This is a genomic window from Ruegeria sp. BG11, from assembly GCF_056538565.1.
On the sequence record NZ_JBQFTH010000005.1, the window covers coordinates 245,161 to 258,716 of the forward strand.

A 13,556-nucleotide genomic window follows, 5' to 3' on the forward strand; every position below is an offset into this window, starting at 1 on the left:
CACGAGACGGTGCGATCCGATAAGATGCGGCTTCACTGCTCATTTCGTGATCTGTCGTCAGACGGTTTCGGAAATTTTGCAATGCGTTTGAGCTTTCGTAATATATTCAGACATATGGTGGCTGCAACGATGAGGTCACGCATGCCGCACACCTTAGTCATGATGATGCCCAAATGCCCGCTTAGGCTTGCAGCTATGCTTCAACGTCTCACGGTTTCGTTGGATCTCTTGTCCGGCATGCTGATGATACCCATCCTTGAGTATACCTCGCCTCTACCGGCGCGCGGGCAAGTGATGGGCCGGCGGTCGAACGGAGGCGGGATATGGGCGCATGGGCCTCAGTTGCCGATGCACCGTGAAGGCCAGGGCGGCGCAATGCTGAGACGCGCGCGCACCCTCGAAGAGTACAGGAGTGGCTGAGATATGATTCTGTCACGGTTAAGCAGAAAGGTACTTGGATGGCTCGGGCGGCCCTTACGCTCTGAGCATTCCGCCGAAGCGCTGCACCGTGAGCCGATCAGCCATGTTGTCATTCTGGACGGAACAATGTCGACGCTGGAACCCGGCCTCGAAACCCATGCCGGGCAGACGTTTCGCCTGTGTCAGGAAATGGGGCCTCAGGTTTCAGTGTTTTATGAGGCCGGCGTCCAGTGGGAAAGCTGGAAGTCTTCACTGGACGTGATGATGGGGCGGGGGATCAATCGGCAGATCCGTCGGGCCTATGGCTATCTGGCCTCGCGTTACAAACCCGGAGACCGGATTTACTTCATAGGGTATTCGCGTGGGGCCTACGGTGTTCGCAGCCTTGCGGGCGTGATCGACATGATCGGCCTGCTGAAGGCGGAACACGCGACCGAGCGGAACATCAAGCAGGCCTACCGCCACTATGAATGCAACCCGAGTGGCACGGCGGCCCGCGATTTCCGCCGCAAATTTTGCCATGAGGATGTGGCAATTGAGATGGTCGGGGTGTGGGACACGGTCAAAGCGCTTGGTCTGCGCCTACCGCTGCTGTGGCGTTGGGCCGAGGAAAAGCACGCCTTCCACAATCATCAGCTGGGCCGCGCGATCCGCTACGGATATCACGCGATGGCCTTGAATGAGACCCGCGAGGTCTATGAACCTGTCCTGTGGAAATGCACACCAGAGTTCAAAGGCCATGTTGAACAGGTCTGGTTCCGGGGCACCCATGGCGATGTGGGTGGTCAGTTGAACGGCTATGAAGAAGCACGCGCCCTCAGCAACATCTCTCTCATCTGGATGCTGGACAAGGCCGAGCGGCATGGGCTGCCGCTGCCGGAGGGATGGCGCGCTCGTTTTCCGACCAATGCTCAGGGGGCGTCGGTTGGAACGTGGCGCGGGTGGGGCAAGATTTTTCTTCTGCGCAAAAGACGGATAGTGGGCAAGGACCAGTCCGAACACCTCCACGCCTCGGTCGCGCCGGAGGATGTGCCTGGGTGGCAACCTGAACCAGACCTACCATCCCATCCGGCGCAGTAAAATGCCGATCATGTGCCCGCGGCTCCAAGATCACCGCCACCTCAATGTCAGGTTCGAGCCCAATGCAGCAACCGAAATTTAATGAAAGCCCTACCCTAAATCCGCCGATTTCTTGAAGCCTTGCCAGACGCATTCAAAATCTGCAATCTAATTATGAGTCGGCTTCAAACTATTGAAAATTCCCGGTGGTCCTAATCGGAGGCAATTGCAATGGCTTTTTCCGCCCAAAACAGAAACTGTATTTTGGCGTTAATATCTACGTTTTTTTTGGCCGCGGCGAATACTTTAGGCGCGCAAAGTAATGATCCAACCGAGTGGTCTAGGACGGAGCCGTTTCCTAACCAAACTGTTTATTATCCAGGAACCGAGGCTCTGGGTCCTGACGAAATGCGAGTTGTCGCCTGTGGCACCGGTATGCCTCAGCCGCGTCTGAAACAAGCTGCGGCATGTTTCTTAGTTGAATTGGGAAATGGCGAAAAGTTTATCTTCGATATGGGAGAGGGATCCTATGAAAGGATCATGGCGCTTGGGATTCCACTGGATCAGCTGGATAAAGTCTTCTTGGGTCACCTGCACCTAGATCATGCTGGCGATTTTCCAGCCTTTTACTTCACCGGTCCCGTAAACAACCGTCTAACGCCTGTTCGTCTTTGGGGGCCCGAAGGCATCAAGCCTGAGTGGGGAACAAAGTCTTGGGCAGATCACATGAAGAAAATGTGGGCATGGGAAGAAGCGACTCGTGGGGCGGCGGTCGACCCCAGAGGGCTGCAACTTGAGGTTAACGAATTCGATTGGAAAATCGTAAATAACGTCATTTTTGACGAAAACGGCGTTCAGGTCAGAACCCTGCCAGCCATACATGGTGAACAATCAGTTAGTTTTCTACTTGAATGGAACGGTCTGAAGTTTGCTTTTTCATCCGACACGCTACCTACGCGATGGTGGAGAGAGCATGCGGTAGGTGCGGACCTTGCAATTCATGAATGTTTCACCCCTCCAGATTTCATGATCGAGAAATATGGGTTTGCCCCTTCCGAAGCAATTTTTGTTGGTTCTCAAGGGCACACTTCCGCGCAAGCATTCGGCAAGATTATGTCCGAAACGGAACCAAGATTGGCGGTTTGCTACCACTTCCAAAATGATCATGACATTGCGCTGGCCGTCTATTCAGCAATCCGAGAAACATATGATGGGCCATTGGACTTGGCGGCTGATTTCATGACCTGGAATGTAACCAAAGATAGTATTCGTACTCGTCAAGGAGTGCCCAATGAAGAGTCTTTCCCGGCACCCGTGCAAATGCCCAAGCAACCGCCTGACTCAGCTGCAGAGTTCCCGTTCTCCGAATTTGATCTCGAGAGCATGGATATCGGAGCAGCTGAAGCTACAAACGAAATGATCAGGGCATTCAACGAACGCACAGGAAATGACGAAGTCGGAGCTTATACAAGCATTCCCTTCCAAGAGTGAATAAGGCGTCGGAGCACCCCAAAGAATTGGAAGTTCTGAGGTCGGCTTTGTCCGCACATCCGACGCCCCAATCTAAAACACCCTTGCAGAAAGCTGCGAGGGTGTTTTTGAAAGCGCCCGTTACGCCTAGCGTTGTTCTGACTTCGCAACTCTTCTGATAAGAGGCTCGGAGAAACCTCGTACCCTTCCCACATTCCAGAATAGAAATATGGTTCTGGCGTTCCAAATCACCGCCGACGGTCGCGGCGCGAGCTCATGGGTTGGAAGGCCACGCCGACATGCGCCTCGCAATACGGTTTGCCCGCTTCAACCGGCAGGCCGCAGAACCAGAAATCCTCAGTCGCGGGGTCGCCGACGGGCCATTTGCAGGTCTTTTCGGTCAGCTCCATCAGCGTCAGCTTCTTGGCTTTCTTCTCAACCTCGTTGACCTTGGCCAGTGCCTCGGGGCTGATCTCATTCGCCGAAGGCTGCGGGGGCAGAGGTTGACCGGCCGGAATGATCTGACGGCGGGCGGGTACGGCAGGTTTCGCCTCGGCTGCCGGTGCAGGGGCGGGACGCGCGGGTTCGGTCTTGGGCGTAGGCTTTGGTTTCGCCTCGGCCTTGGGCGCGGGTGCCGGTTTTTCCTTGGGCTCAGCCTTGGCGGGCGTTGCACCGGTTGCGCGGTTGGACAGGCCCAGACGGTGGACCTTGCCGATCACCGCGTTGCGGGTCACGCCGCCCAGTTCCTTGGCGATCTGGCTGGCCGACTGGCCCTCGCCCCACATTTTCTTCAGCAGTTCTACGCGCTCGTCAGTCCAGGACATCGGTTGCCTTTCAAAAGCGGAAAGCGGCCCCGGATTCGGACCGCCTTGGGAATTCGTCTCAGCGCCCTATTCTAGTCACTGCGAGCCGAGTTACAAGCGGTCTTCGAATCAGTTAAGAGGCACTCATGCAGAATCTTATGGATCAGGACGCGCGCCGGTTTGGCGCGGTCAATTGGATGGGCCTCTACACCCTGGCCAAACGCGAAACCCTGCGCTTTATGGCGGTGTGGACCCAGACCTTACTGGCCCCGCTGGTGACGGCCGGATTGTTCCTGTTGATCTTCACCATTGCCATCGGCCCGAGCCGGCCTGACGTGATGGGTGTTCCGTTCCTGATCTTTCTCGCGCCCGGTATCATGATGATGACGGTGATCCAGAATGCTTTCGCCAATACCTCGTCCTCAATGGTGATCTCGAAAGTTCAGGGGAACATCGTGGATACCCTGATGCCGCCGCTGTCCCCGCTAGAGATCCTACTTGGCTATTTGGCAGGCGGCATTGCGCGTGGCGTTCTGATCGCTTGTGTCGTGGCCCTCGCGTTTCTGGTGTTTCTGTCGATTGCGCCGCAGAACCTGTTCATCACCCTGATCTTCGTCATTCTGGGCGGCGCTTTCATGGGCGCGCTGGGCCTGTTTGCCGGGATTTTTGCCAATAAATTCGACCAGATGGCGGCGATCACCAACTTCATCGTCACGCCTTTGGCCTTCCTGTCGGGGACATTCTATTCGGTCGAGGCGTTGCCGCCTGTGCTGAACAAACTCAGCCACTTGAACCCGGTTTTCTATCTGATCGACGGTCTGCGCTATGGGATGATCGGTGTCTCCGATAGCTCGCCTTGGTTGGGCATGGCAGTTTGCACCGGGGCGACGCTGTTCGTTGGTGCGGTGACCTGGCAGATGTTGCGGACGGGCTACCGGCTCAAGGCCTGACGGTGAAGGGTTTCGCGCCAGACCAGAATCAACGCGCCTGTCAGGATTATGGATGAGCCGATGATGCTGATCCGATCCGGGATCACGCTAAAGATCGCAAAGTCGTAGAATGCCGCGAAGATCAATGTTGCATAGCTGATGGGCGCAACGAACGAGGCATCGGCGCGGGCCATTCCGTTGACGAAACAGGCCTGTGCGCAGGCCATCAGCCCCCCGATTCCGGCCAAAGCTGCCCATTGTGCAGGGGTCGGCGCCTGCCATACTGCAATCACCGCGACCGAGGCGATGGTTAGACCCAATCCGTTATTCACCAACAAAATCTGGATCGGAATCTCGCGGCCTGAGAGTTTTTTGATGAACATCAGCTCCATCCCGATCACCGCGGCCGCCGTCAGCGCCAACAGGGCGGCCGGTTGAAAACTGGCCGGCGTCGGGCGCAAGAGAATCAGTGCCCCGGTCAAAGCCACCGCTGCGGCCAGCCAACGCCAAGGGCCGACACCTTCTTTTAGCAGCGGGATGGCCAGAACCATCGCAAAAACCGGGTTCAGGAAGGAAATTGCCGTGGCGTCCGCGATCGGGATGTAAGCAACGGATGCAAACATCAGCGTGATCCCCAGCCATCCGAAACTGGTGCGGCCGATATGCAGCCCCCAATGAGGGCGCCTCAGCGCCGGGCGTAGAACAGCCGTGGCGGTCACGATGACCACAAAAGCAAACAGAAACCGCCCGTGGCTGATCTGCATCGGATGCAACGCAGGACCAAGCGTGTCAGTCCCCAACGCTTTGGCCAGCATTGTTGTCCCTGCCAGCAGGGCGCTGGCGGCAAAAATCAACAGGGCCGCAAGCGGCGGGTTCTGAGGCGTAGGTGTCATGGCCAAGCGGTGCGCCACAGGAATTGAAATAGCAAGCGTGAAATAGCGGCTTCTCATCTCATTGTGAAATTTCAGGGCTTTCCAATTATTGGTCTTCCCAGACAGATCGAACCTCGCTATACGAGCCGCCATGATCAAAACCGCACATATCCTGCGCCTCCGACGCCGACGCCTGACCGCGTAACCGGCCCGTTTGATCTATTTGCGCTGTCCAAATCCGCGCATTCTCCACCAAATCAGTTGACGACCATGGCCCCGGTGTATCACTCACAGGGCTTAAGCTATCTTAAAAGGATGATCCGATGATCCCGTCCGTTCTGCCGACCTATAACCGTGCGCCTCTGACTTTCGTGAAGGGCGAAGGCGCCTGGCTGACCGAGGCGGATGGCCGACGTTTTCTGGACCTCGGAGCGGGCATCGCGGTGAACGCGCTGGGCCACGCGCATCCGGCGCTTGTGAACGCGCTGACCGAGCAGGCGCATGCGCTGTGGCATGTCTCGAACCTCTACCACATTCCGCAGCAGCAGGCGCTGGCCGACAAGCTGGTGGAACATACTTTTGCCGACACGGTGTTCTTTACCAACTCGGGCACCGAGTCATGCGAACTGGCCGTGAAAATGGCCCGCAAGTATTTCTATGACAAAGGCCAGCCCGAGAAGGTCGAGATCATCACCTTCGATGGCTCGTTCCACGGCCGGTCTTCGGCTGGTATCGCCGCCGCCGGGTCCGAGAAGATGACCAAAGGCTTCGGCCCCTTGCTGCCGGGCTTCGTGCATCTGACGTTCGGAGATCTCGATGGCGTCACAAACGCGATTTCCGAAAAAACAGCGGCAATCATGATCGAGCCGGTTCAAGGCGAAGGCGGCATCCGCCCCGTTCCCGACGCCGAACTCAAAGCACTGCGTCAGATCTGTGACGAAAACGGCCTTCTGCTGATCCTCGATGAAGTCCAGTGTGGCGTGGGCCGGACCGGTAAACTTTTTGCCCACGAATGGGCGGGTATCACGCCCGATATCATGATGGTCGCCAAAGGCATCGGCGGAGGCTTCCCTCTGGGCGCGGTGCTGGCCACGGAAGAGGCCGCCAGCGGCATGACCGCAGGCACCCATGGCTCGACCTACGGGGGGAACCCGCTGGGTTGCGCCGTTGGCTGCGCCGTGATCGACCAAGTTGCCACACCCGCCTTCCTCGAAGGTGTCAACCGTAAGGCTGGCTTACTGCGCCAGAAACTCGAAGGCCTAGTCGCCGATCACCCCGAGGTTTTCGAAGAGGTGCGCGGCGCCGGCCTAATGCTGGGCCTGAAGTGCAAAGCGACCAATATCGACGTCGTCAACGCGGGCTACGATAACGAGGTCATCACGGTTCCCGCTGCCGACAACGTCATTCGCCTGCTGCCGCCACTGACCCTGACCGAAGACGATATCGCCCAGGCGATGATCCGCCTCGACAAGGCCGCGACGCAAATCGAAGCCAACCTCGACACCGTCTGATCCTTCTTCTGTTCACAAATACCTCGGGGGCAGCGCCCCCGACCGTTGATAGCCAAAAGCGAAACGATATGAACCATTTCCTTGATATCCACAAAACCGGCGCAGCCGACCTGCGCAACATGATTGATCAAGCGGGCGCGATGAAACAGGCCCGCCTTGGACGGCCAAAAGCCGCGCTGGATGATGAACAGCCGCTCAAAGACCACATGGTCGCGTTGATCTTCGAAAAACCCTCAACCCGGACGCGCGTGTCCTTTGACGTCGGTGTGCGCCAGATGGGCGGTCAGACCATGGTTCTGTCCGGCAAGGACATGCAGTTGGGGCATGGCGAAACCATCGCCGACACGGCCCGTGTTCTGTCACGCTATGTGGACATGATCATGATCCGCACCTTTGACGAGACCGTTTTGACCGAGATGGCCGAATACTCGGACGTACCTGTGATCAACGGCCTGACCGACCGCACGCATCCCTGCCAGATCATGGCCGATATCCTGACCTACGAAGAACACCGCGGCCCGATTGCGGGTAAAAAGGTGGTCTGGACCGGTGACGGCAACAACGTTTGCGCCTCGTTCCTTCACGCGGCAGGGCAGTTCGGGTTTGACCTGACCTTCACCGGCCCGGCGCAGTTCGACCCTGAGGAAGAATTTATGGGCTTTGCCCGTCAGAAGGGCTCGCAAATCGTCGTTGAGCGTGATCCCTACAAGGCCGTTGAGGGCGCAGATCTGGTGGTTGCCGACACCTGGGTCTCGATGCATGACAGCCAATCCGCGAAAGAGCGTCGCCACAACATGCTGCGCCCCTATCAGGTCAATAATGAGCTGATGTCGCATGCCAAGCCGGATGCATTGTTCATGCACTGCCTGCCCGCCCACCGCGAGGAAGAGGCGACCTCCGAGGTGATGGACGGCCCGAACTCCGTGATCTTTGATGAGGCCGAGAACCGCCTTCATGCGCAAAAGGCAGTGATGCGATGGTGTCTGGGCGTTTAAGCCCGTCTCCTCACGTCCCAAACACGCAGTTTGGCGAGCGCCCGCCCGCTCGCCAATAGCACCAAAACGCAGAGGGCGGTCTTGGTCATGATCTCCATCGTGCCCTCGATCAGCATAGCGTGCACAACGCTTCCGACGATCGTCACAGAAGCCAGCGTCGTATGCGTTAGCCGCCAGACGCGAAACCGCAAGGCCAAGCGCTGTCGGTAGATACCCAGAAACGCCGCGAAAAAAGCCGCCCACATGGCGATCACTCCCCAAGCGGAAAGCGGGGTCGCTGAGACGAAGAGCAACGCATCCACCACATCCGGAGGGCTGGTAATCCAAAGGCCGCCAACATGGATAAAGATCGCCACGATCAACGCAATACCAACCCATCTATGCGCGCGACGGCTGGTCATTGGGGCAAGTCCCGGCAAGTTTCTGGCCGCCAATAAAGGTTGCAGCAATAGCAACCCAAGGCTCAAAACCCCGGCGAACCCTGCTAGGATGTAGATGGGGTCACGCCACGCCAGATAAGGGCTGGTTGCGGCCGTGATCAATGGAACAAGCAGCGCCGCCCCAATCCCCAGCCAAATCAGAGCGTTGCGGATCACCTGGCTCAGGCAGGTTGCAGCACGAAATGTGCGGCCAGCGTTTTATCTTTCGCGCTGGACATCACGGGCCGCAGGAACACCGTCTGGAACTCACCGCTGTCATATGCCAGATGCCCATGCGGTTGCCCGAAGGCAGGCACGATCTGCGGCATCTCCAGCCGAAACTCGCCATTGGCGTCGGTCAAGGTCGCTCCGTGACTGTGAGGATCGCGCTCGTGCCCTTCGGTCGTGTGCGCCCAGATCTGGATGCGTTGACCGGGCAGGGGCGCTCCGTCCCCGGCGCGCCGCACGGTGCCTGTCATCCAGAACCCTCCGCCACCGATCCGGTCGACGATCGGCGCGCCGGGGAGATAATTGTTGGACCCACCGCGCATCGAAGGGGTCGCAGCGAGCCCGCTGGCATGCGCTCCCCCCGATAAACCCGTCGCGAGGGTGCCAATGCCGGCAACTAGAAGAGACCGGCGGGTTATATGAAGGCGCGTCATGGAAACTCTCCTGTCATGTGGCCCACATTCTACCCCGACCTGACAGGCCGGGTTCGCCTATTCCAAAATATAGCACGCTTGTTTGGAAAACCGAGCGCGCGCGGTCCAAGCGTGGACGATTTAATGTTCACGGCTATGTGAGGGTGCATGGCCCACCAAGCTTCAACGAACCAGACGCCGCACCAAGTATGTGCATGGTTGCGCGATACATGTCGTGAACTCTGCGCTACAGTGCATTCAGGAACGTTAGAAAGTTAGCCCGTCCGACCAAAGGAGATCAGGCATGAGCTGGAACCCGACTCACACCCCCGACTGCGTCACGGAAAACCCGGCGCTTGAGACGTTGATCATCCCGCGTGCCCGCGATCTGGGCGGGTTCGAAGTGCGCAGGGCGCTGCCATCGGTCGAACGCCAACTGGTCGGGCCGTTCATCTTCTTCGATCAGATGGGTCCAGCCGAGTTCATCACCGAAGGCGGCATCGACGTCCGCCCACATCCTCATATCGGGCTGGGGACGGTGACCTATCTGTATCAGGGCGAATTCGAACATCGGGACAGTCTGGGCACCCACCAAATGATCTACCCCGGTGAGGTCAACTGGATGGTCGCCGGTCGCGGCGTGACCCACTCTGAACGCACAAGTGCTGAGACGCGCGCCCGCGAAAACAAGCTATTCGGGATCCAGACCTGGATCGCCTTGCCCGAAGCGCATGAGGATATGGCACCGGATTTTGAGCATCACAAACAAGGCGCGCTGCCCCATATTCAGGACAAAGGCGTCAGCGCCCGCCTGATCCTCGGCTCGGCCTATGGTGAGACAAGCCCGGTCACCATGCTGTCCGAGACCTTCTATCTGGATGTCCAACTGGACCCTGGTGCCTCGTTCCCGCTGCCGGACGATCATGAGGATCGGGGCGTCTATGTCACCGAAGGCTCGGTCGAGATTGCGGGCGACAAATTCGAGGCAGGGCGCATGATGGTTTTCCGTCCGGGCGACAAGCTCTCGGTCACGGCCGGGCCGATGGGCGCGCGGCTTATGTTGCTCGGCGGCGCGACCCTCAACGAAGAGCGCTATATCTGGTGGAATTTCGTATCCTCGTCGAAGGAAAAGATCGAACACGCAACACGCGAATGGAAGAACGCGGACTGGGCGAACGGAGCTTTCCACCTACCCCCCGGCGATGATAAGGAGTTCATTCCAATCTCGCCGGAACTGGAGCGCACCAAACCCAGACTGGCCCGCTGAACGCCACGTTACCCCGCTCTGGGCTTGCCCCAACACGCCAACCCGGTGATCCTTCCGGCAACGGAGGGATCGCCATGAAGATCGTCATTGCAGGTGCGGGCAGTATCGGTTGCTATTGTGGCGCGTTGCTGGCTGATGCCGGGCACACGGTCACTATGTTCGGCCGCTCCCGCGTCTTGGACCCGATCCGAGAGAAGGGGCTGACGGTCACCGATTTCTCGGGACTCAACCGCACGGTTCCGGCCGCATCTCTGATACTCAGCACAGATCCTGACTGTCTGGCCGAAGCCGATCTGATCATCGTCACTGTGAAATCTGGCGCGACCGAAGACATGGCGGCGCTGATCGCTTCGCACGCTTCGCAGTCGGCTCTGGTCTTTTCGTGGCAAAACGGGATGGAGAACGCCCGAACTCTGCGCTCCAACTTGCCCGACCACGATGTCCGCGCGGGGATGGTGCCTTTCAACGTGGTTCCAACCGGCCCGGCTACCTATCATCGCGCCACGTCCGGAGATATCGTGATCCAGGCGGGCGCTGGATCCTTGGCCGAACAGCTGACCAGCGCTCAGTTTCCAATCACCGAGAGCGACCAGATCGAGGCCGTTCAATGGGGCAAGCTCGTCATCAACCTCAACAACGCGCTGAATGCACTATCGGGCCTCACTCTGGTTGAACAATTGACGGATCGCAGTTGGCGTCGCCTGATGGCCGATCAGATGGCCGAGGCGCTTTCGGTTTTGAAAGCCGCCGGTCACCCGGTCGCCTCTACTACACCGCTGCCCGCTTGGATGACGCCGCATATCCTGCGCCTACCGACACCTTTGTTCAAGCGCATCGCCGCTAAAATGCTGACCATCGACCCCAGCGCGCGAACCTCGATGGCCTATGACCTCAGCGCTGGTCGCCCTACGGAAATCGACAGTCTGCAAGGCGAAATCATCCGTCTTGGCCAGTCTCTAAACAGACCAACCCCGATCAACAGTCGGGTCGCCGAATTGATCCGCGCAACCCCCACAGAACCCATGCGGCCTGCCCAGATCAGACCCTGATCCGTTCTTCATCTGGCTAAATATACCTCGGAGCGCGAGGCAGAGCCTCGCAAATCCCCAGCTTACCCAAATGCAGTCAGCATCCAGAAAATCACTGCGGACAACGCGGCCGCTGCCGGAACGGTCACCACCCAAGCGGCCACGATCGTCATGAAATGCGAGCGGCGAACCAGTTTGCGCCGCTGATGCTCTTCGCGTGCCAGTCGCTGCTCGGGCGGGCGTTGGCGGTTCGAGTGTGCCCAGCGTCGGTCAGAATGCCATTCTCTGTAGAAGCCCACGCCAAAAACGGCGCCCACCGTGATATGGGTCGAACTGACCGGCAGCCCCAACCAACTTGCCAGGATTACGGTGATGGCCGCAGACAGAGCGACGCAGAAGGCGCGCATCGGGTTCAGCTTGGTGATCTGACTGCCCACCATTCGGATCAGTTTAGGCCCGAAAAGGAACAGACCGAAAGAAATCCCAAAGGCTCCGATCACCATGACCCATGTGGGAATGGTGACTTTGGCGGCGAAATCTCCGAACTCGGCCGCGTGCACGATAGCGGCGAGCGGTCCGACCGCATTCGCCACATCATTGGCCCCATGCGCAAAGCTGAGGAAGGTCGCAGAAATCACCAAAGGCAACCCGAACAGGGTTTTCAGCGACCGCGTGCGGTTCTCTAGCCCTTGCGAGCGGCGGCGCACCCAAGGCACAGTTACGGCCCATGCCAGCAGACCAGCACCGAGACCGATCAGAACAGCTGTGTTCAGATCAATCGCAACAATTTTCTTCAGTCCCTTCACTGCCAGATAGGTGGCGAACGCGCCGGCCATCAGCCCAACAAGGATCGGGACCCAGCGCTGCGCGGCTGCAATCTTGTCGTCCTGATATTGGATTTTGGCTTTGATCAGCGCCAGAAACACAGCCGCAATCACGCCGCCCAGAACCGGAGAGATCACCCAGCTGGCCGCGATGGCTCCCATTGTGCCCCAACTGACAGCGCTCAACCCTGCCGCGGCGACGCCGGCGCCCATAACCCCGCCCACAACTGAATGAGTGGTCGAAACAGGCGCGCCCAGCCAAGTCGCAAGATTGACCCACATGGCCGAGGAGATCAGCGCCGCCATCATCGCCCAGATGAATACATTGCTGTTCTGGACTGAGGCCGGATCAATGATCCCCTTGGAGATGGTTGAGACCACATCACCGCCCGCCAGCAAAGCGCCTGCGCTTTCGGCAATAGCTGCAATGGCAATCGCGCCTCCCATGGTCAGGGCATTTGCACCGACGGCTGGACCCATGTTGTTGGCCACGTCATTGGCGCCGATATTGATTGCCATATAGGCCCCGAACGCCGCCGCTGCGACGACGATCACGCCACCATCCGCCTGCCCAAACAGAACCGCCGCCGTCAACCCGGCCAATGCCATGAAGGCCAGAGCGATGCCTGGTGCAAGCAAGGGGCGGGCGACATGCGCATTTGCCGTCTCGACCCGCGAAATCCGATGCAGGTCGCTGTCCAGCGCCTTCCAGCGCGGTTTGGAGTTCGTGTTTGACATGGGTGTGATAAGGTCCAAAAAGATTGACGCCGGTCACTACAGGTTTCACGACCTGAGGGCAACCATGACGCCACTTGACCTTTAAAGATGCCTTAGCAGCGCCTTGAGTTCAGGCTCATCCACACGTTCAGCTGCTATCTTCGGCGTCACCCAGCTCCGCTGCCGCTGATCAACTTCGGGAAAGTCATCCAGCAGTTTCGTCACGCGCAGATGATACACGCTGGTCAACACCGCCTCGACCGAGCCGTCTTTGAGGACTTTGTCATAGGTGAAATGACCCACCGGCTCTTTTTTGGCTTTGGCCTCGCGAACGCCAGCCTCTTCCCAGGCCTCTTGCAGGGCAGTTCCGGCACCGTCCAACCCGTCGATCGGCCAGCCTTTGGGAATGATCCAGCGCCCGGTGTCGCGGCTGGTCACCAAAAGAACCTCGTGGCCCGATTTGGTCTGACGCGTACAGAGGGCGGCCACCTGTACGCGCTTGGGTCGCTGTATCATGGGTCGTCCGACCTCATCCCAGATTCTCTGCAACTGCGCTTTCATTGTTCTGCCGCTCGGAAAACATCTTACCTCAATGCATGTT

At 58.5% G+C, this 13,556-nt stretch carries 14 protein-coding genes; 8 read left to right on the forward strand and 6 right to left on the reverse strand.

Going from position 1 to position 13,556, the window contains the following annotated elements:
* Window positions 1-141: 141 nt before the first annotated feature.
* The 3 genes from ACR0JF_RS10450 to gntH all read left to right on the forward strand — a co-directional run bounded on the left by ACR0JF_RS10450 (window position 142) and on the right by gntH (window position 2,970).
* Window positions 142-420: a hypothetical protein gene (locus tag ACR0JF_RS10450; protein ID WP_170659985.1), complete on the forward strand. Its 279-nt coding sequence runs from the start codon at window positions 142-144 to the stop codon at window positions 418-420.
* A 3-nt stretch (window positions 421-423) separates the two neighbouring features.
* On the forward strand, window positions 424-1,500 hold the full coding sequence (locus tag ACR0JF_RS10455; RefSeq protein ID WP_170659986.1) for a T6SS phospholipase effector Tle1-like catalytic domain-containing protein: 1,077 nt from the start codon (window positions 424-426) through the stop codon (window positions 1,498-1,500).
* Between the two features lie 210 nt (window positions 1,501-1,710).
* Entirely contained in the window at window positions 1,711-2,970 is a 1,260-nt protein-coding gene (gene gntH, locus ACR0JF_RS10460) for a guanitoxin biosynthesis MBL fold metallo-hydrolase GntH (protein ID WP_170659987.1), read from the forward strand.
* Between the two features lie 227 nt (window positions 2,971-3,197).
* Here the strand turns inward: gntH and ACR0JF_RS10465 are convergent, their stop codons facing one another.
* The gene (locus ACR0JF_RS10465) at window positions 3,198-3,773 is read right to left on the reverse strand and encodes a GcrA family cell cycle regulator (protein WP_170659988.1); all 576 of its coding nucleotides are present in this window, start codon (window positions 3,771-3,773) and stop codon (window positions 3,198-3,200) included.
* A 125-nt stretch (window positions 3,774-3,898) separates the two neighbouring features.
* On the opposite strand from ACR0JF_RS10465, the gene ACR0JF_RS10470 reads away from it, so the two are divergent.
* A complete protein-coding gene (locus ACR0JF_RS10470) occupies window positions 3,899-4,702 on the forward strand; it encodes an ABC transporter permease (protein ID WP_170554600.1) in 804 nt (267 codons plus the stop codon).
* On the opposite strand, the gene ACR0JF_RS10475 is transcribed toward ACR0JF_RS10470, so the two are convergent.
* Window positions 4,684-5,574, reverse strand: a complete 891-nt coding sequence (locus ACR0JF_RS10475) for a DMT family transporter (protein ID WP_170659989.1) — start codon at window positions 5,572-5,574, stop codon at window positions 4,684-4,686. The genes ACR0JF_RS10470 and ACR0JF_RS10475 overlap by 19 nt on opposite strands.
* A 302-nt stretch (window positions 5,575-5,876) precedes the next feature.
* Between ACR0JF_RS10475 and ACR0JF_RS10480 the strand changes: the two genes are divergently transcribed.
* Together ACR0JF_RS10480 and argF are read left to right on the forward strand one after the other, a co-directional pair.
* The gene (locus ACR0JF_RS10480; protein WP_170659990.1) at window positions 5,877-7,064 is read left to right on the forward strand and encodes an aspartate aminotransferase family protein; all 1,188 of its coding nucleotides are present in this window, start codon (window positions 5,877-5,879) and stop codon (window positions 7,062-7,064) included.
* A gap of 68 nt (window positions 7,065-7,132) precedes the next feature.
* On the forward strand, window positions 7,133-8,059 hold the full coding sequence (argF, locus tag ACR0JF_RS10485) for an ornithine carbamoyltransferase (RefSeq protein ID WP_170659991.1): 927 nt from the start codon (window positions 7,133-7,135) through the stop codon (window positions 8,057-8,059).
* On the opposite strand, the gene ACR0JF_RS10490 is transcribed toward argF, so the two are convergent.
* On the reverse strand, window positions 8,056-8,655 hold the full coding sequence (locus ACR0JF_RS10490) for a ferric reductase-like transmembrane domain-containing protein (protein ID WP_480669252.1): 600 nt from the start codon (window positions 8,653-8,655) through the stop codon (window positions 8,056-8,058). The genes argF and ACR0JF_RS10490 overlap by 4 nt on opposite strands.
* A 5-nt stretch (window positions 8,656-8,660) precedes the next feature.
* Complete coding sequence (locus tag ACR0JF_RS10495) at window positions 8,661-9,140, reverse strand: peptidase associated/transthyretin-like domain-containing protein (RefSeq protein ID WP_170659993.1); 480 nt, start codon at window positions 9,138-9,140, stop codon at window positions 8,661-8,663.
* A 283-nt stretch (window positions 9,141-9,423) separates the two neighbouring features.
* Between ACR0JF_RS10495 and ACR0JF_RS10500 the strand changes: the two genes are divergently transcribed.
* Together ACR0JF_RS10500 and ACR0JF_RS10505 are read left to right on the forward strand one after the other, a co-directional pair.
* Complete coding sequence (locus tag ACR0JF_RS10500; RefSeq protein WP_170659994.1) at window positions 9,424-10,386, forward strand: pirin family protein; 963 nt, start codon at window positions 9,424-9,426, stop codon at window positions 10,384-10,386.
* A 74-nt stretch (window positions 10,387-10,460) separates the two neighbouring features.
* The gene (locus ACR0JF_RS10505; RefSeq protein ID WP_170659995.1) at window positions 10,461-11,435 is read left to right on the forward strand and encodes a 2-dehydropantoate 2-reductase; all 975 of its coding nucleotides are present in this window, start codon (window positions 10,461-10,463) and stop codon (window positions 11,433-11,435) included.
* A gap of 62 nt (window positions 11,436-11,497) precedes the next feature.
* Here ACR0JF_RS10505 and ACR0JF_RS10510 read toward each other — a convergent pair whose 3' ends face one another.
* Window positions 11,498-12,976 (reverse strand): inorganic phosphate transporter, encoded by a 1,479-nt coding sequence (locus ACR0JF_RS10510; RefSeq protein WP_170659996.1) that lies wholly within the window; start codon window positions 12,974-12,976, stop codon window positions 11,498-11,500.
* Window positions 12,977-13,057: 81 nt separating this feature from the next.
* Entirely contained in the window at window positions 13,058-13,516 is a 459-nt protein-coding gene (locus tag ACR0JF_RS10515; RefSeq protein WP_170471870.1) for an NUDIX hydrolase, read from the reverse strand.
* Window positions 13,517-13,556 lie beyond the last annotated feature (40 nt).

Coding starts and splice junctions, on each gene's coding strand:
- ACR0JF_RS10450 (WP_170659985.1), top strand. CDS start 142: ATGCCGCACACCTTAGTCATGATGATGCCCAAATGCCCGCTTAGGCTT.
- ACR0JF_RS10455 (WP_170659986.1), top strand. CDS start 424: ATGATTCTGTCACGGTTAAGCAGAAAGGTACTTGGATGGCTCGGGCGG.
- gntH (WP_170659987.1), top strand. CDS start 1,711: ATGGCTTTTTCCGCCCAAAACAGAAACTGTATTTTGGCGTTAATATCT.
- ACR0JF_RS10465 (WP_170659988.1), bottom strand. CDS start 3,773: ATGTCCTGGACTGACGAGCGCGTAGAACTGCTGAAGAAAATGTGGGGC.
- ACR0JF_RS10470 (WP_170554600.1), top strand. CDS start 3,899: ATGCAGAATCTTATGGATCAGGACGCGCGCCGGTTTGGCGCGGTCAAT.
- ACR0JF_RS10475 (WP_170659989.1), bottom strand. CDS start 5,574: ATGACACCTACGCCTCAGAACCCGCCGCTTGCGGCCCTGTTGATTTTT.
- ACR0JF_RS10480 (WP_170659990.1), top strand. CDS start 5,877: ATGATCCCGTCCGTTCTGCCGACCTATAACCGTGCGCCTCTGACTTTC.
- argF (WP_170659991.1), top strand. CDS start 7,133: ATGAACCATTTCCTTGATATCCACAAAACCGGCGCAGCCGACCTGCGC.
- ACR0JF_RS10495 (WP_170659993.1), bottom strand. CDS start 9,140: ATGACGCGCCTTCATATAACCCGCCGGTCTCTTCTAGTTGCCGGCATT.
- ACR0JF_RS10500 (WP_170659994.1), top strand. CDS start 9,424: ATGAGCTGGAACCCGACTCACACCCCCGACTGCGTCACGGAAAACCCG.
- ACR0JF_RS10505 (WP_170659995.1), top strand. CDS start 10,461: ATGAAGATCGTCATTGCAGGTGCGGGCAGTATCGGTTGCTATTGTGGC.
- ACR0JF_RS10510 (WP_170659996.1), bottom strand. CDS start 12,976: ATGTCAAACACGAACTCCAAACCGCGCTGGAAGGCGCTGGACAGCGAC.
- ACR0JF_RS10515 (WP_170471870.1), bottom strand. CDS start 13,516: ATGAAAGCGCAGTTGCAGAGAATCTGGGATGAGGTCGGACGACCCATG.